This is a genomic window from Oleiphilus sp. HI0128 (genome assembly GCF_001635365.1).
This window is the reverse complement of record NZ_LWGG01000987.1, coordinates 43,349-65,803: the sequence shown is the minus strand read 5'-3', so window position 1 is coordinate 65,803 and position 22,455 is coordinate 43,349. Positions and strand designations below refer to the sequence as shown.

General features: G+C 45.5%; 21 protein-coding genes and 1 pseudogene. 7 read left to right on the top strand and 15 right to left on the bottom strand.

The window, feature by feature from the left end; all coding sequences use genetic code 11:
* Positions 1–16 precede the first annotated feature (16 nt).
* From A3763_RS16645 to A3763_RS16635, 3 genes are all read left to right on the top strand, one after another.
* On the top strand, positions 17–853 hold the full coding sequence (locus tag A3763_RS16645; RefSeq protein ID WP_068566509.1) for a hypothetical protein: 837 nt from the start codon (positions 17–19) through the stop codon (positions 851–853).
* Complete coding sequence (locus A3763_RS16640) at positions 840–1,385, top strand: redoxin domain-containing protein (RefSeq protein ID WP_068552570.1); 546 nt, start codon at positions 840–842, stop codon at positions 1,383–1,385. The genes A3763_RS16645 and A3763_RS16640 overlap by 14 nt, the downstream gene beginning before the upstream one ends.
* A 74-nt stretch (positions 1,386–1,459) precedes the next feature.
* Entirely contained in the window at positions 1,460–1,771 is a 312-nt protein-coding gene (locus A3763_RS16635) for a TraR/DksA C4-type zinc finger protein (protein ID WP_068552572.1), read from the top strand.
* A gap of 26 nt (positions 1,772–1,797) precedes the next feature.
* On the opposite strand, the gene A3763_RS16630 is transcribed toward A3763_RS16635, so the two are convergent.
* The 4 genes and pseudogenes from A3763_RS16630 to A3763_RS16620 all read right to left on the bottom strand — a co-directional run bounded on the left by A3763_RS16630 (position 1,798) and on the right by A3763_RS16620 (position 4,247).
* The gene (locus tag A3763_RS16630) at positions 1,798–2,595 is read right to left on the bottom strand and encodes an HD-GYP domain-containing protein (protein ID WP_082865508.1); all 798 of its coding nucleotides are present in this window, start codon (positions 2,593–2,595) and stop codon (positions 1,798–1,800) included.
* An 81-nt stretch (positions 2,596–2,676) separates the two neighbouring features.
* A pseudogene (locus A3763_RS29675) lies at positions 2,677–2,966 on the bottom strand (DUF3391 domain-containing protein); the annotation flags it as partial.
* A gap of 162 nt (positions 2,967–3,128) precedes the next feature.
* Positions 3,129–3,443 carry a DUF3301 domain-containing protein gene (locus A3763_RS16625; protein ID WP_068512050.1) on the bottom strand — a complete coding sequence of 105 codons (315 nt, stop codon included), beginning with the start codon at positions 3,441–3,443 and terminating at the stop codon, positions 3,129–3,131.
* A 39-nt stretch (positions 3,444–3,482) separates the two neighbouring features.
* Positions 3,483–4,247 carry a GGDEF domain-containing protein gene (locus A3763_RS16620; protein ID WP_082865006.1) on the bottom strand — a complete coding sequence of 255 codons (765 nt, stop codon included), beginning with the start codon at positions 4,245–4,247 and terminating at the stop codon, positions 3,483–3,485.
* Between the two features lie 230 nt (positions 4,248–4,477).
* Between A3763_RS16620 and A3763_RS16615 the strand changes: the two genes are divergently transcribed.
* Entirely contained in the window at positions 4,478–5,386 is a 909-nt protein-coding gene (locus tag A3763_RS16615; protein ID WP_082865007.1) for a GGDEF domain-containing protein, read from the top strand.
* Between the two features lie 30 nt (positions 5,387–5,416).
* On the opposite strand, the gene A3763_RS16610 is transcribed toward A3763_RS16615, so the two are convergent.
* A complete protein-coding gene (locus A3763_RS16610) occupies positions 5,417–7,132 on the bottom strand; it encodes a diguanylate cyclase (protein ID WP_197470020.1) in 1,716 nt (571 codons plus the stop codon).
* 160 nt (positions 7,133–7,292) lie between these two features.
* Here A3763_RS16610 and A3763_RS16605 point away from each other — a divergent pair, with 160 nt between their 5' ends.
* A complete protein-coding gene (locus A3763_RS16605) occupies positions 7,293–8,300 on the top strand; it encodes a TAXI family TRAP transporter solute-binding subunit (protein ID WP_068512041.1) in 1,008 nt (335 codons plus the stop codon).
* A 174-nt stretch (positions 8,301–8,474) separates the two neighbouring features.
* Here the strand turns inward: A3763_RS16605 and glyS are convergent, their stop codons facing one another.
* From glyS to A3763_RS16590, 3 genes are all read right to left on the bottom strand, one after another.
* Positions 8,475–10,544 (bottom strand): glycine--tRNA ligase subunit beta, encoded by a 2,070-nt coding sequence (gene glyS / locus A3763_RS16600; protein ID WP_068512038.1) that lies wholly within the window; start codon positions 10,542–10,544, stop codon positions 8,475–8,477.
* Positions 10,544–11,545: a glycine--tRNA ligase subunit alpha gene (glyQ, locus tag A3763_RS16595; RefSeq protein WP_082865010.1), complete on the bottom strand. Its 1,002-nt coding sequence runs from the start codon at positions 11,543–11,545 to the stop codon at positions 10,544–10,546. The genes glyS and glyQ overlap by 1 nt, the downstream gene beginning before the upstream one ends.
* An 88-nt stretch (positions 11,546–11,633) precedes the next feature.
* A complete protein-coding gene (locus tag A3763_RS16590) occupies positions 11,634–12,074 on the bottom strand; it encodes a YtoQ family protein (protein ID WP_068634511.1) in 441 nt (146 codons plus the stop codon).
* Positions 12,075–12,233: 159 nt separating this feature from the next.
* On the opposite strand from A3763_RS16590, the gene A3763_RS16585 reads away from it, so the two are divergent.
* Complete coding sequence (locus A3763_RS16585; RefSeq protein WP_068634512.1) at positions 12,234–12,821, top strand: hypothetical protein; 588 nt, start codon at positions 12,234–12,236, stop codon at positions 12,819–12,821.
* A gap of 78 nt (positions 12,822–12,899) precedes the next feature.
* Here A3763_RS16585 and A3763_RS16580 read toward each other — a convergent pair whose 3' ends face one another.
* The 7 genes from A3763_RS16580 to metG are packed head-to-tail and all read right to left on the bottom strand — an operon-like array spanning position 12,900 to position 21,039.
* Positions 12,900–13,679: an electron transport complex subunit E gene (locus A3763_RS16580; protein WP_082865008.1), complete on the bottom strand. Its 780-nt coding sequence runs from the start codon at positions 13,677–13,679 to the stop codon at positions 12,900–12,902.
* Complete coding sequence (rsxG, locus tag A3763_RS16575) at positions 13,679–14,410, bottom strand: electron transport complex subunit RsxG (protein WP_082865009.1); 732 nt, start codon at positions 14,408–14,410, stop codon at positions 13,679–13,681. Before rsxG ends, A3763_RS16580 begins: the two co-directional genes overlap by 1 nt.
* A 3-nt stretch (positions 14,411–14,413) precedes the next feature.
* On the bottom strand, positions 14,414–15,460 hold the full coding sequence (rsxD, locus tag A3763_RS16570; protein WP_068512028.1) for an electron transport complex subunit RsxD: 1,047 nt from the start codon (positions 15,458–15,460) through the stop codon (positions 14,414–14,416).
* A 1-nt stretch (position 15,461) separates the two neighbouring features.
* Positions 15,462–17,771, bottom strand: coding sequence for an electron transport complex subunit RsxC (gene rsxC / locus A3763_RS16565; protein ID WP_231872230.1), 2,310 nt, complete (start codon positions 17,769–17,771; stop codon positions 15,462–15,464).
* Positions 17,768–18,358 carry an electron transport complex subunit RsxB gene (gene rsxB, locus A3763_RS16560; protein WP_068512026.1) on the bottom strand — a complete coding sequence of 197 codons (591 nt, stop codon included), beginning with the start codon at positions 18,356–18,358 and terminating at the stop codon, positions 17,768–17,770. The genes rsxC and rsxB overlap by 4 nt, the downstream gene beginning before the upstream one ends.
* The gene (rsxA, locus tag A3763_RS16555; RefSeq protein ID WP_068512022.1) at positions 18,359–18,940 is read right to left on the bottom strand and encodes an electron transport complex subunit RsxA; all 582 of its coding nucleotides are present in this window, start codon (positions 18,938–18,940) and stop codon (positions 18,359–18,361) included. It abuts the gene before it with no gap.
* Between the two features lie 56 nt (positions 18,941–18,996).
* The gene (gene metG / locus A3763_RS16550; RefSeq protein ID WP_156490485.1) at positions 18,997–21,039 is read right to left on the bottom strand and encodes a methionine--tRNA ligase; all 2,043 of its coding nucleotides are present in this window, start codon (positions 21,037–21,039) and stop codon (positions 18,997–18,999) included.
* A gap of 266 nt (positions 21,040–21,305) precedes the next feature.
* Here metG and apbC point away from each other — a divergent pair, with 266 nt between their 5' ends.
* Positions 21,306–22,403 (top strand): iron-sulfur cluster carrier protein ApbC, encoded by a 1,098-nt coding sequence (gene apbC / locus A3763_RS16545; protein ID WP_068509003.1) that lies wholly within the window; start codon positions 21,306–21,308, stop codon positions 22,401–22,403.
* Positions 22,404–22,455 lie beyond the last annotated feature (52 nt).

The window sequence follows — 22,455 nt, the reverse complement described above, 5'->3', positions numbered from 1 at the left end:
GCCAAAAGGTGCGCGCATGATGTTTGATACATCATTCTCGCACGAGAACTATAAGGGCTACTGGAACTCTGAAGGAAAGCATCAGGATGACCCTGTTGGCTCTGACTTAAACCAGTACCGAAGTAGTCTTGGTATCGCTTATCGGCTTGCCAACCGCTGGCAGGCAAGCCTCCAAATTCCCTATGTATGGAATGACAATACCTACACTGGAACAGAGTCTAAAGTCGACAACATTGGTGATACGACCATAGGGCTATGGTACGAGACCTTTGACGATATTAAATGTGTCTGGAAAGTCACCAACTGGCGAAGCCTGATTCCAGCAGTATACCTGGGCAGCACCTTAACCCTGCCGACGGGTAAATCTGCATACTCTGGTGAAATTGATAACAGCTTCGATATCACGGGCCGGGGCGTCTACCGCCTGGATGCTAATCTGCTTGTCGACAAGACTATTTATCCCTGGAATATGACCTTGAACATGTCCTATGGAAAATATATTGAACGTCCTGTTAACGAAGACTCTAGCGGCTTTATCGACCCCTATGATCTGCAATTAGGTAAGCGCCTGTCAACAAGCCTGGCTTTTGGTTATACGCATTTTTTAGACTCAATGGACACGCTTACTGTGACCACATCCTATAATGATTTACGCGAAAAGGTCGGTGAAATTGATGGGAATAAAGACAGCTCCCTTCCTGGTTTTCAAAAGCAGTCGCTGGGATTAAGTATTGCCTATTCAACAGTCGCTATGGATTGGATCTACAAGCTCTCGTGGAATCATGCGCTCAGTGGTGAAGACTTTGCTGCAACAGATATTTTAAGTTTGGGAGTGAGCTATGTTCTACGTTAGATTTCGTTTAATTAGCATGCTTTTCCTTGGGCTATTATTATCTGCTTGTAACGAAGATTTAAACCCTTCCAGTGAAGATAAACGCGAAAGTGTGCAAGCGGGTAGTATCGGTAACCAGGTCAACCAGGTTGCTAGTGACTTCAGCATTCTTGACACTGAAGACAATGTGCTGACTTTAAGTGATGAATTAACCGCTTATGATGCGGTTGTACTCTATTTCACCATGTGGTGTCCGCTTTGTGATAGCCATATGTCGAGTATTCGCGAGTCAATCAAGCCAAACTATCCGAACATTCATTTTATTAGTATTGATTATGTCTCAGGATCGACTGAACAAGCCCGGGCGAATCAGATCTCTAGCGGTTATCGCTCTGAAACAGTGGTAGCAGATACTGCTCATAACTTAACTGAGCAGTTCAAGGGAGATATGGGCGTTACGGTTGTGATCAATTCAGACGGCCTCATTCTTATGAATGAAGGCTTCAAACACGCTAAACTGACAGAGGCCTTGGAATTAGCAAGCCAACCTTGATTCATATCAATGCTATTCTGCGGTTCTAACCTAAAATGTAGGTAATACGTACCCATTTTAGGTGAGGAAGAATCATGACAGACCGCAAAGAAAAGCTAGTTGCTTTAAAAGAAGAATTAAGTCTTCGTATCGAGAAAATTGATAAAGACCTTCACAACCGGAAAACCAGCAGTAAGTTCTCGGACCAAGTCGTAGACAGACAAAATGATGATGTACTACTAAACCTGAAAAGTGAAGCCGAAGAAGAGCTAGAGCAAATAGATCATGCCCTGCTAAAAATGGAACGAGACTTATATGGCGCTTGTGAGAAGTGTCACGAAGATATCAGCAATGAGCGTTTGGACGCCCTGCCTTTTGCTGCACTATGTACGAACTGCGCCGTTTAGCGCAGCTCCCAAGAAAGTGTACTAGACTAGCTTAAAAAATCTTTAACGTTGATCCTGAATAGGTCGGGGTCAACGGCTTTGACAATTGCATCCTGAACCGTCGGTTTCGCTAAATCAATTAATTCGGTCTTGATAAAGCATTTAAACTTGGTGTGATACATCACCCTCACCTTTGGCGAGCGCTGATCAAACTCGTTCACTTCTACAACCGCGCCCAGTCGGCCACTCTCTAGTAAGACCAAAGAACCAACTGGATAAATTCCGATACAACGAATGAAGTGATTTACCAAAGAGCGGTCCAAATGATGATCGCTCCACTCCAGTAAACGCTTAATCGCCATTGTCGGCGTCATACCCTTGTGATAACAGCGGTCGGCTGTAATCGCATCATAAACGTCAACAATCGCAGCCATTCGCCCGAAGGTTGAGATTTCATGACCACATAGACCCGAAGGGTAACCGGTACCATCCATTCGCTCGTGATGTTCAGAAACGACTTGAATAGTCAAAGGGGAAATACCTTCGATACCCAGCAAATGCTCGCGACCTAGGGTAACGTGATGTTTCATTTGCGAAAATTCATCATCGGTTAATTTACCAGGCTTATGCAATATTTCGTCTGGCACCATGATTTTCCCGATATCATGCAACAATGCACCTGAAATGGTTTGATGAAGAACCGAACGATCCAGTTGCATCGATTTACCAAAAATAGACATCAGAACACTCAGGTTTACGGAGTGCTCCATCAAGTAACTATCTTTCTCGCGAATACAGCCAAGGCAAGCCAAGGCATTGTGATTTCTGAACAAAGAGTCCAGCATATCTTCCGCAAGATTATCAATAGCGTCTATAGGAAGCGCCTGACCAGTCTTAACGTCCGTGAGAATACCGCCCATGAGTTCAACTGCTTCTTCATGAACCTTTTGAGCCGCCAGCATTTCCTCGCCCAAACCTAAACGCGGCTTGTTTAACGAGCTCAGTTCACCTGCCGCTGCTAGTTTCTTTTCATTTTCTTTGTCAATCTCGGCAAGGGTCGGCGCATCCTTTAAATCCTCACCTAGAAAAGTATCGATATAGACTTCTTTAATGCCTAGTTTTTTATCTTTTCAACAGTTAGATCTTTCTTGATTTTCCCCTTCTTCTTAAAGTTGGAATGAGGAATCCAATCACTATTAAGATCAGATATATACATTCCAACTTGAAGGGAGTCGATAGGAATTCGTTTGATCATATTTATTCTTACACGCTAAAGCAGGTGCGAATTAAAAACACCTGCCAATTTGTGAATAGCTTCTTTTTGTCGATATATAGAGTATAGGTGCTCGATACAAATTAACCACTTCCAATAATAAAACTATTCCACTCGATGTGGTGCCAATTTGACCCCTTGAACACGTGCTCCGGCCATCTTCACACTACCTTTATAACGATCTTCTCCTGTAGAACTGAACTCAAAACCATATTCACGAATAATCTGTAAGCGCCCAGCATTCCCTCTCTTGAGCTTCAATGAGCGCAAAACGACTGTCTGGTCAAGAATACTTAAGTCCAATTCACGACAATGCTTCGCCGCGGCTCTTAGAGCAATATCTTTTAACTCTCTTGCTTTAAGCCAATACCAAACAATCAGGCAGACAAGCAACGTCAGAACCAATGATCTTAAAGACAATATAACCTCCGCATTCGAAACTCTACTCGCGCCTTGGGTTTAGGCTTCATACAAGCATACCTGATTCCGTCCCTGCTTCTTGGCTTGATACAGTGCCAAGTCAGCATTTTGATAAATTTGCCAAGCAGTTTCTGTCTTAGCTGTCGCGAATGCAATACCGAATGAGGCTGTCAAACTTATCCGTTGCCCCTGCCAAAAGCAGTCTGTACTTTCAATCGTGGCACGAATTCTTTCTGCCAATATATGCGCTTCATCTTTACTTTCGCCACAGACAATAATACTCATCTCTTCTCCGCCAACGCGCGCGGCAGTATCATTCTTCCTGCAATTTGCAAGAATCAATGTAGCAACCTTCTTCAATACTTCATCACCTGCCTGGTGCCCAAATCGATCATTTACTTGTTTAAAAAAGTCTAAATCAATTTGAATAATGGCCATTGAGGCACCGGTACGCAGATGCTGCTGAAACTCTTGTTCTAAACGGTTTTTATAATAACGCTTATTGTAAAGCGCCGTTAGGCTATCGGTCAGTGCCAGATCTGTAATCATATGCTCTCGACGACCAATAAAATAACCTAGCAATGAAAACACAATTCCCGTTGCCAAGCTCATATAGACATAGAGTAATAGATCAAAATGTTCACCAGAGAATGGATCACGCCCCGCAAGTTTCTGGACTAGAACCCAACCCGCCGGTGCACCTAACGATAAAGCCAGGCCGTACAAAGCCCTCAGAACCGGTAAGGATACAAAACGGGTGAGCCGGTTTGAGATTTTAGCGTTAGAACTACGTATCATCGTCATTGGATTTGCTCTCCTGGCGGAGCAGGCTCTGCTCCCTTACTTTGAAGGTAGCATGAACTCATGAATTGAAGTCTGACTCTGATCAAGAACCTATTCATCAAATAGTCTTTTCAAGATGCTTGTAAGTTGCTGTAATTAATTTGCCTTATTCCCGCTAGGCTCCTAGGATTAAAGTATAGAATGAATTTTTGAAAGGTCACCAAAGTACTAACATACTTGTCAAAGAACTCATGAATGACTGCCCACCAACCGTGGACGCGAATTGCTGTATTAAGGAGGCGGTTCCGCTCATGTCAAAGCAAGGTAGCTCCTGCCTGATTATTGTCGAGAACGACAAACCTATCGGAATCGTCACAGAGCGTGACATCACCAAACTGTTTTGCACGCTATTGAAAGACGCTCACTACCCAGAACATTCTATTTGTGAAATCATGACTTCTACGCCTGTTTGTGTTCAGGAAGATAGTCTATTTAAAGACGCCTTGATGCTGTCACGTAGTCGAAAACTCCGTCATCTCCCTGTTATTAACAATGCCGGACACTTAGTTGGTGTTGTGACCCAATCTAACCTAGTCGATGTATATGTTCGCTTGATCGACAGGCATGCAGAACTGGAAACTAATGTCGAAGAGCTAAAACTATTGTCACTTGAAGATGCCTTGCTAGGTATCGGCAACCGACGCGCTATGGAGGTTGATCTCACACATACTGAACAGCACGCTCTACGAACCCAGAATAGTTATAGTCTAGCTTTAGTGGATATCGACTTTTTCAAGAAGTATAACGATTACTATGGGCATCAATCAGGAGATGATGCGCTCAGACAAGTTGCTCAAACTGTTAAATCAACGCTGCGCACCTCAGACAGAGTATTTCGCTATGGCGGCGAAGAGCTATTAATTCTGATGCCCGGAAGTATTGGCCAACAAGCCAGAATATGTGCCGAGCGAGTCAGGGCAGCTATCGAGGCATTACAAATCCCTCACATTGAATCAGACAAAGGCGTGCTAACCGTCAGTATTGGTGTCGTGGAATCCAGAGTGGAAGCCTGGCAAGATCTGGTAAAACAGGCTGACAAAGCCCTTTACCAGGCAAAAAGTCAAGGAAGAAATCAGGTTACTGTAGCTGATCAGCTATAAAAGATCGGCCTTAGGTCTTATAGAACCTTATCAAGCGGTATTTTGAGTCTCATGGCCACCTGACTGACCTCCGATACAAATACGATTCCGGCCACTTTCTTTTGCCTGGTACAAAGCACTATCAGCAAACCCCACCAATGATTCACCTTTCTGCCACTCTGGTGGTGCCATGCTTGCCAAGCCAAAACTTGCAGTCATCGGTATTGTTTTGCCTTGATAAGTCATATTTGCGTCTTCAATTGCCCTTCGAAGTTTCTCGGTTTGCAATAGGGCCTCCTCTTGAGTCTGACCGTAGAGAATCGCAATGAATTCTTCACCACCATAACGAGCCACTATATCTGTTTGTCGCTGATACTGTTTCTTCATTAAGCGAGCAATCAGTTTTAAACACTCATCACCCGCCTGGTGGCCATAGGTATCATTTACCTTTTTAAAATGATCGATATCCATCATAACCAAGGTAAGCGGCGTCATGTTTCGGCGACTATTAGCCAAGGATATATCCATTGCTTGATCAAAGAATGGCCGGTTATAAAGTTGAGTCAAACCATCAATCTGGCTCATTAGTTCCAAGCGTTCTTCACGCTCCTTAATGCTTAGACGCATATGCTCCATGGCCCGAGCAACTGTCAGTAATTCATCATGCGTTCCAATCTCAATCGCTTGATCATAATTTCCCATAGCTACACGATCTGCAGCGCCAGTTAATTCACCTATAGCAGAGCTAACAGACTTATATAAACCGACTGACAAGTAGAGCAAAACCAAGGAGAAGAAAGCGACGCTGATATAGAACAAGGATAAGCGCTCAATGCTCTGCTGGTAATTTTTCGCCAATACACGGTCAGTCACCGATAAAACAAGCTGATTATGCGCGTATACTAATTGATACAAGTCGCTTAACTTCGCGTAGAACTCTTGCGGGTCACCTTTAGGAGAGAAGGACTCTATCAAATACTGTGAAAGCAGGTCTTTAGTCTGAACTAAAGCTGATTTAACACCTAATAAGTCTACGGAAGGGTTATCTCTAAATATACCGGCATAGGCTTGTTCCTTCACATCCACATCATCAATTAACTTAGACAGGTTTTGGTAAGCAGCCTCCATCGCGTCAGCACCATGTGACGCCACAAACGCCTGCCCTAAATACAAACTTCCAAACATTCTGACCAAACCTAAGGCATAGGTATATTCCTCACCCTCATTAAGTAGGTTTACGAAGGACAAAATATCGCTTTGACTACTGGAGGCATACAGATAAGAAACTTGCCTTCTCCAGCTATACGCCTGACCGACCATAATATGTGCCTCTTCATAAATCTTATCGACCCTTCCTGCCTCATTTCCGCGAATAAAACCGTCCTTTTCAAACTTTTCCTTAAGACTTAGTAAGTACTTGCTACTAGCGTTAGAACTTAATTTTTCGCTTAGATCCAGAATACGACCATAAGCCCGCTTCTTAACAGCATCAAGCTTTGAAACCAAGAAGGAGTCACTCTTCCAAGAGACAACAACAGTTATATCTCGTATCGTTTCCAAGTCTTCGATAAGTTCTGTTGATTGGCGAAGATAGTTAAAGCCAGAGCGAGTGTGCTGTGCTTGTTCTAGTTGCTGATGCGCATTAAATGCTAACTGCACAGCAAACAGAGCCAAGGGGATCGCGAAAACCGATGAGATCAACATAAACTTACCACGGTAAGTTAATCGATTCATCAGCAAAAATATCGGTTGAATCAGCTTATTCATAGCGAAAAGAAACTGCTTGTTAAGGGCCTTCAATAAGTGTACCAGCATAATTCTGTTTTTCTCTTTCACAACAATATCGTGTAGAAAATCTTTTCCAAAAAGATTATTCTTCAATGAAAAGGGTAAGGTGCTGATACAAGCAGCTTCAATAAGGAAACGTATGCTAGGTCGTAGGTCAAAAACTTTGAGTTTGTTCGGCAAATTGAAGCTGGCTAAGCTTTGTATTTTCGTCTTTCTTTTCGGCAGTTCCGAGCTCAGCCTTGCTCGTGACAAGCACTATATGATTGTCGGTACCGGTGGTGTCACCGGAGTGTATTATCCAACAGGCGGCGCAGTATGCAGGATGATCAATCGTCAACGTTCCGAGCACGGTATACGCTGTGGCGTTGAAAGCACCCAGGGATCATTGTACAACTTACGAAAAGTCAGAGAACTGGACTTGGATATGGCAGTTGTTCAGTCCGACTGGCAATATCACGCAGTACAAGGCAGTGAAGTATTTTCCTCAGAAGGCAGAGACCCAGCGTTACGCTCAGTATTTTCTATTTACTCCGAGCCATTTACTGTCGTCGCACGAAAAGATTCGGGCATCCAAACTTTAAATGACCTGAAAGGTAAACGAATTAATATAGGTAATAAAGGCTCTGGTCATCGTGCCACTATGGAAATTCTCATGCAGGCACTCGGCTGGGGAAGCAGCCTTTTTTCACAAGTATCTGAACTCAGCTCCTCAGATCAATCAAAAGCACTATGCGACAAGCAGTTTGATGCCATGATTTTTATGGCTGGGCATCCTAGCGCCTCGATTAAAGCTGCGACCTCAGATTGCGATAGCATTCTTATTGATGTTGAAGGTTCCGAAGTTAATCAGCTAGTCACTGACAACGCATATTATCACGAAGTCACCATTCCGGCTGGTATGTACCGAGGCAACCCAAATGAAATAAAATCATTTGGCGTAGGTGCGACACTAGTAAGCTCTAAAGATACACCCGACGAGGTTATCTACCAGTTAACCAAGTCAGTATTTGAAAATTTCCTCGAGTTTAAAAAACTTCACCCTGCATTCCATGCTCTCGATAAGACCAAAATGGTTAAAGAAGGCTTATCAGCCCCCTTACATGCCGGAGCAGTTCGCTACTACAAAGAAGTAGGTTTGTTGAATTAGTCAGCTGCCAATATTCTTTCAGTTGTTCTGTGGCCCACTAGAGGGTTAGCACAAGCTTAATCAAGCGCGAAGAAAAAACCTCTGCAAGAGATTAAGACCAGAAACAAAAAAGCACCACTCGAATGAGCAGTGCTTTGCTAGCAAGAAGGGAAAGCCTAACTTAGTGCTTAGGTGCTACTTAGAAAGCAGCGAAATATCTGCCACTCGCAGGAATAGCTCGCGCAGCTGACTCAACAAGGCTAAGCGATTATTCTTCAACGCTTCATCATCGGCCATAACCATGACATCTTCAAAGAACTGGTCAACAACTTTTTGAAGACTTGATAGCTCAGTCAAAGCAGCTTGGTAGTTACCTTGGTCAAACAATGGCGTTACAGTTTTTGCTAGGCTATCTACCTGAGCTGCCAAATCCTTTTCAGCTTGCTCAATCAGCTTACTCTGGTCGACCTGATCTGCCAACTCGCCCTTATTCTTCGCCAGAATATTGGAAACACGCTTATTGGCTGCCGATAAGGCTGAAGCCGCTTCGAGGCCCAAAAAGTTGCTAACCGCTTTGATGCGCTGATCAAAGTCGACCGGACGTGTAGGCCTACGAGCGTTAACCGCTAAGAAGACTTCAGCAGATACATTTTCATCCTGATACCAGGCACGGAAACGTTCCAACATGTAGTTCAATAAGTCTTCTTGGACACTATTGTTTTCCAAGCCTTCGTATTGCTCTAGCGACCAATTAATTAGGTCAACCAGATCAAGATCCAATTGCTCTTCAACAATGATTCGAAGCACACCTAAAGAAGCACGGCGCAAGGCAAATGGGTCTTTAGTACCCGTTGGAGGCTGATTGATACCAAATAGACCAACCAGTGAATCAAGTTTCTCAGCAATAGAAAGTGCACAACCCGTTTTTGTGGTCGGCAAGCTGTCGCCCGCAAACTTAGGCATGTACTGCTCATTCAACGCTAAAGCAACTTCTTTAGATTCTCCATCGTGCACAGCATAATGATAACCCATGGTTCCCTGTAAATCAGAGAACTCTAGAACCATTTCTGTCACCAGGTCAGATTTAGCTAGCTCTCCTGCACGCTCTGCATCGGACGCATTGCCACCAATTGCTGCGCCAATCTTCGCAGCTAGCTTTGATACACGTTCAGTTTTATCGTAAACCGTTCCCAATTTACTCTGGAAGACAATTTTCTTTAACTGCTCACGACGCGAGGCCAAAGTGGACTTCTTATCCGTTTCAAAGAAGAAGGCCGCGTCTGCCAGGCGAGGACGAATAACACGCTCGTTACCCTGAATTACCTGCTGAGGGTCCTTACTTTCGATATTCGCTAGCGTGATGAAGTTTGGTAGCATCTCGCCATTCTTATCCAAAGCATGGAAATACTTCTGATGCTCTTTCATCGAAGAAATCAGTGCTTCTGTCGGCACCTCCAAAAAGCGCTCGTCGAAGCGGCCGACTAAAGGTACGGGCCACTCATTTAGAGACGCGACTTCGTCCAACAAGTCTTCATCAATCACAGCCACACCACCAATACCTTCAGCAGCAGCCGTCACACCCTGACGAACCTTTTCCTTACGCTGATCATAATCTGCAATCACTTTGCCTAGCTCTAACAATAGAACTTCGTAGTCATCTGCTTTAGTAATTTCAATCTCACCCTGACTATGGAAGCGGTGACCGCGAGTCTTTCGACCAGCTGGAATATCCAGAATACTGCCTTCTACAACCTCATCACCGAAAATCATCAATACCCACTGCAGCGGTCGAACGAACTCAACCTTTTGAGCTCCCCAACGCATACGCTTAGGAATAGGCAACTTGTTCAATGACTGGGCAACAATGTCATTCAACAAAGATTTGGTTTCCTGACCTTTCTCTAGCGAGCGGTAAACTAACCATGTTCCTTTCGGCGTTTCCATTTCTTCTAGGTCTTCAGGCTTAATACCTAACGAGCCGGTAAAACCAGTCAAGGCGCGAGAAGGATTCCCTTCAGCATCATAAGCGGCTTTCTTTGACGGGCCTTTCTTTTCAACTGACTTATCAGCTTGCTGCACGTCCAAACCTTTAACTCGAACAGCTAAACGTCTGGGGCTAGCGAAAGCCTTTACCTCAGCATAGTTCAAAGCCGCATCTTTTAAGCCTGCTTCGATACCACTGGTAAAGGAGTCCGAGAGCTTCTTCAGTGCTTTCGGTGGAAGTTCTTCAGTCCCGATTTCAACGAGAAAATCTTGCGTAGACATTATTTCTTGCCTCCTTTGTCCGACTTTGAACCAGCGTTTTCTAAGCTGGCAAGGACTTCTTCACGAATCCCTTCAGGAGCCAGAGGGAAGCCTAATTCTTTACGACTATCAAAATATGCCTGGGCAACGGATCGTGCCAAGCCTCGAACACGCAGTATATAGCGCTGACGTTCAGTGACCGAGATCGCATGGCGGGCATCCAGCATGTTAAATGTGTGGGAAGCCTTAAGCACCAACTCATACGCTGGTAATGGCAAACCCTGGTCAATCATCTTCTGACTTTCAGCTTCACAGGTATCAAACTGTGCAAAAAGCGCATCAGTATTGGCGTGCTCAAAGTTGTAAGTCGACATTTCCACTTCGTTCTGGTGGAAAACATCGCCATAGGTCACATCACCATCTGGCCCATGCGCCCAGATTAAGTCATAAACGCTATCCACACCCTGAAGGTACATCGCGATACGTTCCAAACCGTAGGTAATTTCACCGGTTACCGGGTAACATTCGAGCCCGCCAACCTGTTGGAAGTAGGTGAACTGAGTTACCTCCATACCATTCAACCAGACTTCCCAACCCAAACCCCAGGCGCCTAGTGTAGGAGATTCCCAGTTATCCTCTACAAATCGAATATCGTGGACAGTGGTATCAATACCCATCGCCGCTAATGATTCAAGATAGAGTTCCTGAATATTCAGGGGTGAAGGCTTCATCACCACCTGGAATTGATAGTAATGCTGCAAACGGTTCGGGTTCTCGCCATAGCGACCATCTGTAGGTCGTCGACTTGGCTGAACATAGGCGGCATTCCAGGTCTCGGGCCCTATTGAGCGCAAGAAAGTAGCCGGGTGAAAAGTACCTGCTCCAACTTCCATATCAAGCGGCTGCAGGACTACACAGCCCTTACTCGCCCAGAAGTTTTGCAGGGCCAGAATCAGCCCCTGAAAAGTTTTAACGTCAGGCGCACCTGCACCGACTTCGTTTGCTTGGGTCTCGTTAGACACGATCGTACCACCAGATTCTTATAGAGTGAGAAACAAAAGAGCGGCATTATAACGTAAAACACGCCGCCTTGTAGCGAGATTAGCCCGACTATTGGTTGATATACTTCAAAATTTCAACTACTTGTTCCGGCGTTTCGGTCACCGCCATCGCTGCACCGTCAATTTCTTTCAAAGGATGCGTCAGTTCTGGCGCATGCATCACAATAATCGGCTTACCCTGACCAATCGCAATACCGGCGTCGAATGCTGCATTCCACTGCTTGTATTTTTCACCAAAACGCACCACAACAATGTCAGATTTTTCAATCAGGGTCATCGTACGTAAGGCGTTAATTTTTGCTGCTTTGTGGTCTTTCCAAAAGTTGTTATCTTCCTCTCCAAGAATACGAACACCAACCTCATCACTGGCTTCATGATTGGTAACTGGAGAATAAACGTCTACATCCAAGCCGTTTGATGCTAAACCCGCAACAATCCGCTCACGCCAATCACTATGAATTTCACCAGATAAATAAATGCTGTATTTCATGACAAGTGTCTCCCTAATTTCATATTAATGTTATATATTGTGCTTGTGATTTTATCGGAGTGCGAACTCTAACGAAATGTGATCTATTCAGCAAAATATTGATGTTGAAGCGAATAGATACGTTCACAAAGGACGAGCCCTACAAGGAGGGGGCAGTATATGGCAATTTATGATCACCAGTACGGCGAATTATCTTACTTCCGAGTCTTTCGAGCATGGGGAGGTAAAGAACACCAAGAGTATGTCCGTATCAAACGCAGTCGCAAAGCTGCGTATTCCAAAGCCCAGGAAATCGACGCTCGCTTTGCCAAAGCCCAGAAAGCTTACGGTTTGCAGCAAGCACTCTCTACCGAATATCATATTCGCGAAAAAGGCACGATCCGAGGTTTACGCCGCATTGTCGTTAAACGAAAAGGGCGTGCGCCGGCTGATGTTTTTGAGCTGCGTATTAACGTACCTTGGGAAGATGAAATAAAACGCACCACTATCTCCATAGCCGTCCACGGCGAGGAACAAGCTTTCCGTTTATCTGTAGAGAAGATCTGTGAATGGTATGGACTAAAGCCCCGTTCTGAGGCTGCCAAAGCAATGCAAGAATGTCTTCCTGCTTATCAAGTAAGCGCTGAAGAAGAAAGCAAACATCAAGAAACTGCAGCAATTTCTGAGCTTGTCGTTAAGAAAGCAAAAGATGAGTTTTCGAATATTACTGACGGTCTAATGAAAGGCCTGAAGCGATTTACCGCTTAAGTTGATAGAGTACGCACGATACAGCTGAAATGCTGTGTCGTGTCAACTGCACTATCTAAGCACCTTCCCCGTTATAGGCTAAGCAATCTTGCCGGTTACACGAACCCGCTTACTGCCCTTTTCTTTCTTTGTTTCAGTTTTCGCTTTTGCTGCCGCTGCACGTTGATCAATGATATTCTTCAGCGCAATGATTAAACCCATTCCAACAAACGCTCCCGGAGGCAAAATAGCAAACAGGAAGTTAGGGTAATCTTCGAAAACCTGAATTTCCCAAGCCAGAGCCATATCACCAAAGATCAGGTTCATTCCGGTAAACAGGGTTCCTTGACCAATGAGTTCACGCATGGCGCCCAGCAATACCAATACCACGGTAAAGCCTACTCCCATCATCAAACCATCTGTTGCGGCTGGCAATACAGGGTTCTTACATGCATATGCATCGGCTCGACCTAAGATTGCGCAGTTAGTCACGATTAATGGGATAAAGATTCCAAGAATTTCATACAATTCATAAGTGAAGGCTTGCATCAATAACTCAGCACAAGTCACTAGCGAAGCAATAATCATCACAAAAGCAGGTAGTCTGACTGAATCTCTCACATAGTTTCGAATCAACGAGACCGATACATTAGACCCAAGCAAAACCAAGGTTGTCGCCAACCCCAAACCTAAAGCATTAACTACTGTGCCGGTTACAGCCAATAAAGGGCACAAACCCAGTAGCTGAACCAAGGCTGGGTTATTGTCCCACAAGCCATTCTTAACTAGTTTGTTGAACTCGCCACTGCTAACAAAGCTTTGCTTCGCACCTTCGCTTTGTTCCGGTATTAAATCTGCGCTATTTTCTGCTGCTGCCATTATTGTGCCTCACCTGCTGCAGTATCAGTTCCCGACTTAGAACTCATTGCCTGATCCAGAATCCGATCTTTGTTCTCACTAAAGTAGATCAGCGCTTTATGCACCGCACTGACTATCGCACGAGGTGTAATGGTTGCACCTGTTAACTGATCAAAGTCTCCACCATCTTTCTTCACTTGCCACTGAGTTTCAGTCAAGTTCGCCAAAGACTTGCCGTTGAAGGATAAAACCCAATCAGACTTCTTCAAGTCGATTTTATCACCTAAGCCCGGCGTCTCTTTATGCTCTATCACTCTCACACCCTTAAGCTCCCCCGACATATCAATACTCATAATCAAACGTATAGGGCCTGTATATCCATCAGGCGCCACAACAGGCAATATTAGGTGGGTAGGAAGCTGATCTTTTAAAGCGATGAATGCCTCTACTGGTTCAATAGTCCCCAAGGCTTCAGATGGAGCTAGTGTAAAGGCATCATCGAGTAATTCATTATCGAACTCAGAAAGTGGCACAATCTGCAATAAGGCCTTTGACCTTGCTTGCTTCACCTGCTCTGCAATTTTCTCTTTCGTCCCCTGTTGGGTAAAGGCAATTAAACCGGCAGTAATAATTGCGAACAAACCCAGCCCCCACGCAGACCGAAGTATCGACAAGCCCAGGGTGTCTATCGTTTCAGAAAGCGGTTCGCCCAGCTCTTCTCGTTCGTCAGTTGGATTAAGCTTATCAGTCATCTCTTAAGCCTCCTCTTTCTGCTTGGCGCCGCGTTTTGCCGACTCATAGCCATAAGTTCTTGGCTGCGTATAAACATCAATCAGGGGTGCTGCAAAATTCATCAATAGCACAGCGAAAGCAAAGGCATCAGGGTATGCACCATAAACGCGAATAATATAGGTCAGTAAACCGATACCAATACCAAAAATCAAACGGCCACGAGTCGTGGTACATGAGGTAACGGGATCCGTTGCTATAAAGAAAGCTCCCAGCATGGTCGCACCAGACAGCATATGCAGGCTAAGCGGTGCGAACTGGTCTGCATCATAGCCCAAGACAAGCGCTGGCAAGGCCAAGCCAAGGATTACTCCCAAAGGCGTCTGCCAAGGTATGATCTTTTTCACAAGTAACACCAGGCCACCTGCCAGGAACATCAGATTTACCCATTCCCAACCCAAGGAAAATCCGGCACCAAATACCGGATTTTGCAGAACGACATCCGCAGTAGAGTGTGCAATTTCATGCTTATAGACATCCAAAGGCGTCGCCCCACTATAACCATCTGCTATGGTACCACCCCATATTGCATCAAGCGTTGCTCCCAGCGTTGCTGGAGAGTCCAATAAAGTCTGCGGTGTTGCCCAATTGGTCGTCATCGCTACAGGAAAAGATACCAGCACCAAAGCATAACCCACCATTGCCGGGTTAAAGGGGTTATACCCCATTCCTCCGTATAAGTGCTTGGCAAAAACAATAGCAAATGCTGTCGCTACCAAAGATACCCACCAAGGCGCAAAAGGAGGCAGAGCAATCCCCAGCAACACTGCTGTTACAAGCGCACTGTAGTCGTTAAGGTAAAACATAACAGGGCGCTTACGAATCTTCAGAATCAAGATTTCGCAAACAATCGCCACCACGCTGCACCAAAGAACATTGTGCAAGTTGCCCCAGCCGAAAAAAATCGTCTGTGCAATCAGGCCGGGAATAGTCAAGCCGATGACCCAGCGCATCATGTTTGCAGTTCGATTAGAACCTTTCGCATGCGGTGAAGTGAGCGTCAACAATGCCATCTTAGTTACCATTCTCTTGTGATTTCTGCACATCGCCTACTTTAGCGCGCGCACTATTCAGTTCATCTTGAGCGACTTTTACCCGCTGCTTGTTTTTATCAACGGCACGGGTTAATTTCTCGACTTGCTCTGGTTGAGCATTTGCTAAAGCGTCTTCCATCTTCATTAGCTTTGATTCCGCCTTTTCCACAGCTAGACTCAAAGCATCCAGATCAGGCAGTTCTTCCTTTTCACTTTCTTGTGAGCCTGACTGAGTCGAAGCTAATGCCTGTTGTGCCTCCTCGAATGCCTGTTTGGCTTGCTCAACACGCACTTTGTTCTTGTCGACAGCACGGGTTAGTTTCTCTACCTGCTCGGGCTGAGCATTTGCAAGTGCATCTTGCATTTTTGCCAACTTAGATTCGGCTTTCTCAAATGCTAGCTGCAACTCATCTACAGCAGCTTGATCTATGCCCTTAGCCTCACCCGCTTCTTCACTTTGCATCGCAGGTTCTGAGTTTGCTTTTTCCCAGGCTTGCTTAGCCTGGTTAACTCGCATTTGGTTCTTTTCTACAGCTCGGGTTAATTTCTCTACTTGCTCAGGATTATTTTCTTTTGCCGATTCAAGTGCATCGAGCATCTTATCCAGTTTCGATTGCGCCTTATCCCAGGCAGTTTTTAACTCTTCCGGGCTTTGCTCTATTGCTTCTGCAACTTCCTTAGCTTTCTTTGCTTCCGCTCTAGCCAAAGCTTCCGCAACCGCCGCTTTCTTGGCATCTATCTCTGGCGCTTTCTCTGGGGCCGCAGCAGCCTGAGCCTTTTTCTCTGCTTGCGCTTTCGCAGCGGCTTCGGCTCTGGCTTTACGCTTCGCCGCTTTTTCAGCCGCTTCACGATCGAGACGCTCTTGACGTGCTTCAAAACGCTCGCGCGCCTGATCCGACTTCAACTGATCAGCGCGCTGCTGCTTAATTTCACCTTTAGCATGACGATAATACTGAACAAGAGGAATCGAACTTGGGCAAACAAAGGAACAAGCACCACACTCAATACAATCGAACAAATTGTGATGCTCTGCCTTTTCATATTCCTGCCCGCGCGCAAACCAATACAGCTGCTGAGGCAAAAGCTCTGCAGGGCAGGCTTCAGCACACAAGCCACAACGAATACAGGCTTGAGCCGGCTCAGGCAAAGGCATTTCTTTTAGATCAGGAGCCAGAATACAGTTAGTGGTTTTCACGACGGGCACATCAGTATCTACTAGATTGAAGCCCATCATCGGACCACCCATTATCAGGCGTTCGTATTTGGCCGGCTTGTAATCATACTGACTCAATAGCCAACTAATCGGCGTCCCCAGAAGCACTTCGACATTGCCACGTTTGCCTATTTGCTGCCCGGTTAAGGTCGTAATCCGTGAAATAAGCGGCTCACCAAAGCGCACGGCACGATACATTGCAACGACTGTACCTACGTTGTGACAAACCACACCAATATCCGCAGGAATCTTAGCACTCGGCACTTCCTTCCCGGTAAGGATTTTTATCAGCTGTTTTTCACCACCGGAGGGGTACTTGGTTGGCACAACACAAACTTCAATGGTGCAGTTGCCGGTTTCAATACTCGCCAAAGCTTGCTGAAGAGAACGAATCGCTTCAGGTTTATTATCCTCAATACCAATCAAACACTCTTTCGGCTGAAGCACTTTGATCAGCAATCGAAGCCCTTCAACAAGTTGATCAGCCCGCTCACGCATCAATCTGTCGTCTGAGGTAATGTAGGGTTCACACTCTGCCGCATTCAGAATAAGCGTAGAAATGTCTGCACCTTTTGGAGGGTTAAGCTTCACATCACTTGGGAAACCAGCTCCGCCCATTCCGGCAATCCCTGCAGCACGAACTTTCGCTCTTATTGTGTCAGCATCCAGAGATAAGTAATCCTCACTCGCATCCAATTCACACCACTGGTCCTGGCCGTCTGTCTTCAAGGTAATACATAAATCTGAATTACCAGAAGGGTGCGCCACAACTTGCTCAGCAATACTTTCTACCACACCTGAGCTGGGTGCATGCAAGCCGACACTGATATAACCGTCTGCTTCAGCCAATAACTGGCCTTTTTTTACTTGTTGACCCACTTCAACCAAGACCTTGGAGGCTTGACCAATATGTTGCTGTAAAGGTAAAACAAGTAGTGGCGGAATGCCCGCCTCAGTAATCGCTGTCTCGCTCGATAGCGACTTCATTTCCGCCGGGTGAATACCACCATGAAAGTCTGATAAGGAACGTCCACTCGTGGCAATGATCTGTGTATTGTTCTGTGTCATGGCACTCATACAGACTGCACCTCCACAGGCTGAGACTTATCCGTAGCAATAATATGTACAGGCTTGGGTAAGTCCCAATGCCATGCTGATAGCCCCTTATCTACTGGCACCATATCGATACAATCTACCGGGCAAGGCTCTACACACAAATCACACCCAGTACATTCAGATTCAATAACTGTATGCATGTGCTTAGCCGCCCCTAAAATCGCATCGATAGGACACGCCTGGATACACTTAGTGCAGCCTATGCACTCATCTTCACGAATTACTGCGACCTGCTTGGCTTTTTCTTCACCGTGCTCAGCATCCAAGGCCATCGGTTCAACGTCTAATAAATCGGCCAGGGCCTGAATAGTCGCTTCGCCACCGGGAGGACATTTGTTGATATCTTCGCCCGCAGCAATACCCTCAGCATAAGGTCGGCAACCTGGGTGACCACATTGGCCACATTGAGTCTGAGGTAATAAACCGTCGATCTGATCAACGATTGGGTTGCCATCAACTTTAAACCTGACGGAAGCAAAACCCAGTAATGCGCCAAAAACAACAGCTAGCGCTAATAGCGCGACAATGGCGGTAATAACAATACTCATCTAGATATTCACCAAACCAGTAAAGCCCATAAAAGCGAGAGACATCAGCCCCGCCGTGATCATACCAATAGCTGAACCTTTAAAAGGCGTTGGCACATCAGCCACAGCAATACGTTCTCGCATTGCTGAAAATAGGATGAGCACTAAGGAAAAACCAAGCGCGGCACCAAAGCCATACATAATCGACTCAACAAAGCCGTTCTGCTTTTTAATGTTTAACAGCGCCACACCCAATACTGCACAGTTAGTGGTAATCAGCGGCAGAAAGATCCCAAGTACTCGATAGAGTAAGGGGCTGGTTTTACGAACAACCATCTCGGTAAACTGCACGACCACAGCAATCACCAAAATAAAGGTAATGGTCTGCAAGTACTCCAAACCTAGCGGCTGTAATAAGTAGGTAAAGGCCAAATAACTGCATACTGAAGACAGAGTCAGGACGAAGGTTGTCGCCAAGGACATCCCCATCGCTGTTTCCAGCTTGTTGGATACCCCCATAAACGGGCATAACCCCAGAAACTGAACCAGTACAAAGTTATTCACCAGAATCGTACTGACAAGAATTAGCAAATATTCAGTCATTCATTTCTCTCTAAAATTGAGACCCGTTATTATCCTTTTTAGTGCCACAAACCCAACTACATGATTCTCATGCCTGGCTGTGCACCGGAATGAGGCTCAAGCAACCAGATATCTTTGCCACCAGGGCCTGCAGCCAATACCATGCCTTCCGACATACCAAACTTCATCTTACGAGGTTTAAGGTTCGCTACCATAACCGTTAGCTTGCCAATCAAATCTTCTGGCTGATAAGCCGACTTGATACCAGAGAATACTTGCTTTTGCTCTGTTCCCAAATCCAAAGTAAGTTTCAGTAGCTTTTTAGCCCCTTCAACATGCTCTGCGTTCTTAATCAATGCAACGCGTAAATCCACTTTGGCAAAATCATCAAACTCAATTTCTGGCGCAATTGCCTCACCACCAGGCAAATCACTTTCTTCAACTGGCTTCTCTTCTTTCTTTCCTAGCTGCATTTCTGCCGCCGCAGCTTCTTTAGAAGCTTCAACCATCTTATTGACCTTATCCATTTCGACACGCGTCATCATCGGCTTAAACTTGTTGATTTGATGATCTAACAATAGCTCGGTACGCGCATCCCAGTTCAATTCAATGTTTAAGAAGCCTTGCGCCTTTTCAGTCATACCCGGTAGCACTGGCGCTAAATAGGTCATCAGCTGGCGGAACATATTGATACCATTGGAGCAAATTTGCTGTAGCTCAGCTTCTTTGCCTTCTTCCTTGGCAATCACCCAAGGTGCCTTTTCATCGATATACTGATTTGCCAGGTCAGCAAGCTCCATAATCTTACGAATCGCCTTACCAAACTCTCGACCTTCGTAGAAAGCTGCAATCTCGTCACCTGCATAGATAAACTTCTGAAGCAGCTCGGTTTCTTCACAACTCGCTGCTAACTTGCCATCAAAACGCTTAGTAATAAAACCGGCACAACGGCTGGCAATATTCACAACCTTACCGACCAAGTCAGAATTAACACGTTGCGCAAAATCTTCCAGATTCAAGTCCAGATCATCGACCGCATTAGTCAATTTGGCCGCAAAGTAATAACGCAGGTATTCAGGGTTTAGGTGCTCTAAATAAGTACGCGCTTTAATAAATGTGCCTCGTGACTTGGACATCTTCTTACCATTTACGGTAACGAAGCCATGAGCATGCACCGCATTCGGTGTACGATAACCCGCGCAGCTCAGCATTGCTGGCCAAAATAAAGCATGGAAATTAACGATATCTTTACCGATAAAATGATAAAGCTCGGTATCTGAACCTGCCTTCCAATATTCGTCGAAGTCCAAACCCTCTGTCTTATCACACAAATTTTTGAAACTCGCCATATAACCGATCGGCGCATCCAGCCATACGTAGAAGAATTTACCTGGCTGATTTGGAATCTCGAAACCGAAGTAAGGCGCATCGCGGCTGATATCCCATTCTTGCAGACCTGAATCCAACCACTCCGCTAGCTTGTTAGCAATTTGTGGCTGTAAGGCACCACTACGCGTCCACTCTTTAAGGAAGTCCGAAAAATCAGGTAATTTGAAAAAGAAGTGTTCAGATTCTTTTTCAATCGGTGTCGCACCGGAGATTACTGACTTAGGGTCAATCAGCTCCATCGGCATATAGGTCGCTGCACAGACTTCGCAGTTATCACCGTACTGATCTTCTGCCTTACATTTAGGGCAAGTACCTTTTACGTAGCGATCAGCGAGAAATAGATTCTTCTCAGGGTCAAAAGCCTGGGTAATGCTACGCGTGGCAATCTTGCCGTTAGCGGCACACGCCTCGTAGATAGAAGAAGAAAGAGCTTTATTTTCTTCGGAGTGGGTGGAGTGATAGTTATCAAAATGAATCTGGAAATCAGCAAAGTCCTGCTGATGCTCCGCTTTTGTTTTATCTATCAGCTGCTCTGGCGTGATGCCTTCCTTCTCGGCACGCAGCATAATGGCTGTACCGTGTGCATCATCTGCACAAACATAGGTACATTGCTCACCACGTGATTTCTGGAAACGAGTCCAGATATCGGTCTGAATATATTCCAACAAATGACCCAGGTGAATCGGGCCGTTAGCGTAAGGAAGGGCACTGGTTACCAGAATTTTTCGCACTGAATTCTCTTCTCTTGTAGATAAACAATTGCCCACGTAAGTTGGAAATAAGAACTCACTGGACAATCAAAACAATTCGGGAGTAAAAACCGCGCTATCATACCTATCTATTGGACATTTTTCATCCTGATATCGTGGTAAAGTTTGTTTCCAAACCAGGACGCTTAAGATTATATCCTCAAGAGACAGAAATTAGCCCTGCCCTTTCGTGCTATTTATTCTTTATAATGCGCCTTTCTTTCAAGAACCTTAGCAATGGTAGCAACATGTCATCAGTTAATCAGCGCGAGCTAGAAGATGCGATTAAAGGCTTTAATGACCCTTATCTAAACAAAGATTTGTTTTCCTTGGAGGCCATCAAGTCCCTTACTTACGACAATAAGCAAGTAAAGCTCGATATTGAAATGCCTTACGCCTGCAAAGGTACTTTAGGCGCAATGCAGCAGATACTTACGAGCAACCTGGAGTTTGTTGATGGCGTCGAAAGTGTCGATATATCTGTCTCTTTCAAAATAAAGGCGCATAAAGCGCAAGGCCAGGTTCCTGCTTTCGAACGCGTCAAAAACGTCATTGTGGTAGCGTCTGGCAAAGGTGGTGTTGGTAAAAGCACCAGTTCAGTTAACCTGGCACTGGCACTCGCTCAAGAGGGCGCAACTGTTGGTATTCTTGATGCTGATATTTACGGCCCAAGCGTAGGTATGATGCTGGGCATTCCAGAAGGCCAACGCCCTGAAACTGAAGAAGAAAAGTTCTTTGTGCCTATCGAGGCTCATGGCATACAGGCAATGTCGATGGCCTTTCTTGTAGATAATAACACCCCCATGGTTTGGCGCGGCCCCAAAGTTAGCGGTGCTTTGATGCAACTAGCCACGCAAAGCCTATGGAACAACCTGGACTACCTGATTATCGATATGCCACCAGGCACGGGTGACATCCAACTCACCTTGGCGCAGAAAATCCCTGTAACCGGCTCCGTTATTGTCACCACACCTCAAGATATTGCCTTGCTTGACTGCAAAAAAGGCATCGAGATGTTCCGCAAAGTAGACATTGATGTACTCGGCGTAATCGAGAACATGAGCACTCACATTTGTAGTGAATGCGGCCACCATGAACCCTTGTTTGGTGAAGGTGGCGGTGCACGTATCGCACAGACTTATCAGACCGAAGTACTTGGGGAGATGCCCTTACACAAAACCATTCGTGAACAAACCGATGCAGGCCAACCAACCGTTGTGGCAGAGCCTGATAGCGAAGTGTCTCACTTATATAGGGATATAGCGCGCAAGGTTTCGGCAGCAATTTCGCAGAAAGCACTCGACCCAAAACGAGCCTTCCCGAATATTGTTGTTAGCCGGGGCTAATCACCAAGAAACAGCAACTAAGACAATAGACACTTAATTTTATATCAGGATA

What these genes read in the sequence shown, in the direction of transcription:
- A3763_RS16645 (WP_068566509.1), top strand. Translation starts at nt 17, where the DNA reads ATGATGTTTGATACATCATTCTCGCACGAGAACTATAAGGGCTACTGG.
- A3763_RS16640 (WP_068552570.1), top strand. Translation starts at nt 840, where the DNA reads ATGTTCTACGTTAGATTTCGTTTAATTAGCATGCTTTTCCTTGGGCTA.
- A3763_RS16635 (WP_068552572.1), top strand. Translation starts at nt 1,460, where the DNA reads ATGACAGACCGCAAAGAAAAGCTAGTTGCTTTAAAAGAAGAATTAAGT.
- A3763_RS16630 (WP_082865508.1), bottom strand. Translation starts at nt 2,595, where the DNA reads ATGCTGGACTCTTTGTTCAGAAATCACAATGCCTTGGCTTGCCTTGGC.
- A3763_RS16620 (WP_082865006.1), bottom strand. Translation starts at nt 4,247, where the DNA reads ATGACGATGATACGTAGTTCTAACGCTAAAATCTCAAACCGGCTCACC.
- A3763_RS16615 (WP_082865007.1), top strand. Translation starts at nt 4,478, where the DNA reads ATGAATGACTGCCCACCAACCGTGGACGCGAATTGCTGTATTAAGGAG.
- A3763_RS16610 (WP_197470020.1), bottom strand. Translation starts at nt 7,132, where the DNA reads ATGAATAAGCTGATTCAACCGATATTTTTGCTGATGAATCGATTAACT.
- A3763_RS16605 (WP_068512041.1), top strand. Translation starts at nt 7,293, where the DNA reads ATGCTAGGTCGTAGGTCAAAAACTTTGAGTTTGTTCGGCAAATTGAAG.
- glyS (WP_068512038.1), bottom strand. Translation starts at nt 10,544, where the DNA reads ATGTCTACGCAAGATTTTCTCGTTGAAATCGGGACTGAAGAACTTCCA.
- A3763_RS16590 (WP_068634511.1), bottom strand. Translation starts at nt 12,074, where the DNA reads ATGAAATACAGCATTTATTTATCTGGTGAAATTCATAGTGATTGGCGT.
- A3763_RS16585 (WP_068634512.1), top strand. Translation starts at nt 12,234, where the DNA reads ATGGCAATTTATGATCACCAGTACGGCGAATTATCTTACTTCCGAGTC.
- A3763_RS16580 (WP_082865008.1), bottom strand. Translation starts at nt 13,679, where the DNA reads ATGGCAGCAGCAGAAAATAGCGCAGATTTAATACCGGAACAAAGCGAA.
- rsxG (WP_082865009.1), bottom strand. Translation starts at nt 14,410, where the DNA reads ATGACTGATAAGCTTAATCCAACTGACGAACGAGAAGAGCTGGGCGAA.
- rsxD (WP_068512028.1), bottom strand. Translation starts at nt 15,460, where the DNA reads ATGGCATTGTTGACGCTCACTTCACCGCATGCGAAAGGTTCTAATCGA.
- rsxC (WP_231872230.1), bottom strand. Translation starts at nt 17,771, where the DNA reads ATGAGTGCCATGACACAGAACAATACACAGATCATTGCCACGAGTGGA.
- rsxB (WP_068512026.1), bottom strand. Translation starts at nt 18,358, where the DNA reads ATGAGTATTGTTATTACCGCCATTGTCGCGCTATTAGCGCTAGCTGTT.
- rsxA (WP_068512022.1), bottom strand. Translation starts at nt 18,940, where the DNA reads ATGACTGAATATTTGCTAATTCTTGTCAGTACGATTCTGGTGAATAAC.
- apbC (WP_068509003.1), top strand. Translation starts at nt 21,306, where the DNA reads ATGTCATCAGTTAATCAGCGCGAGCTAGAAGATGCGATTAAAGGCTTT.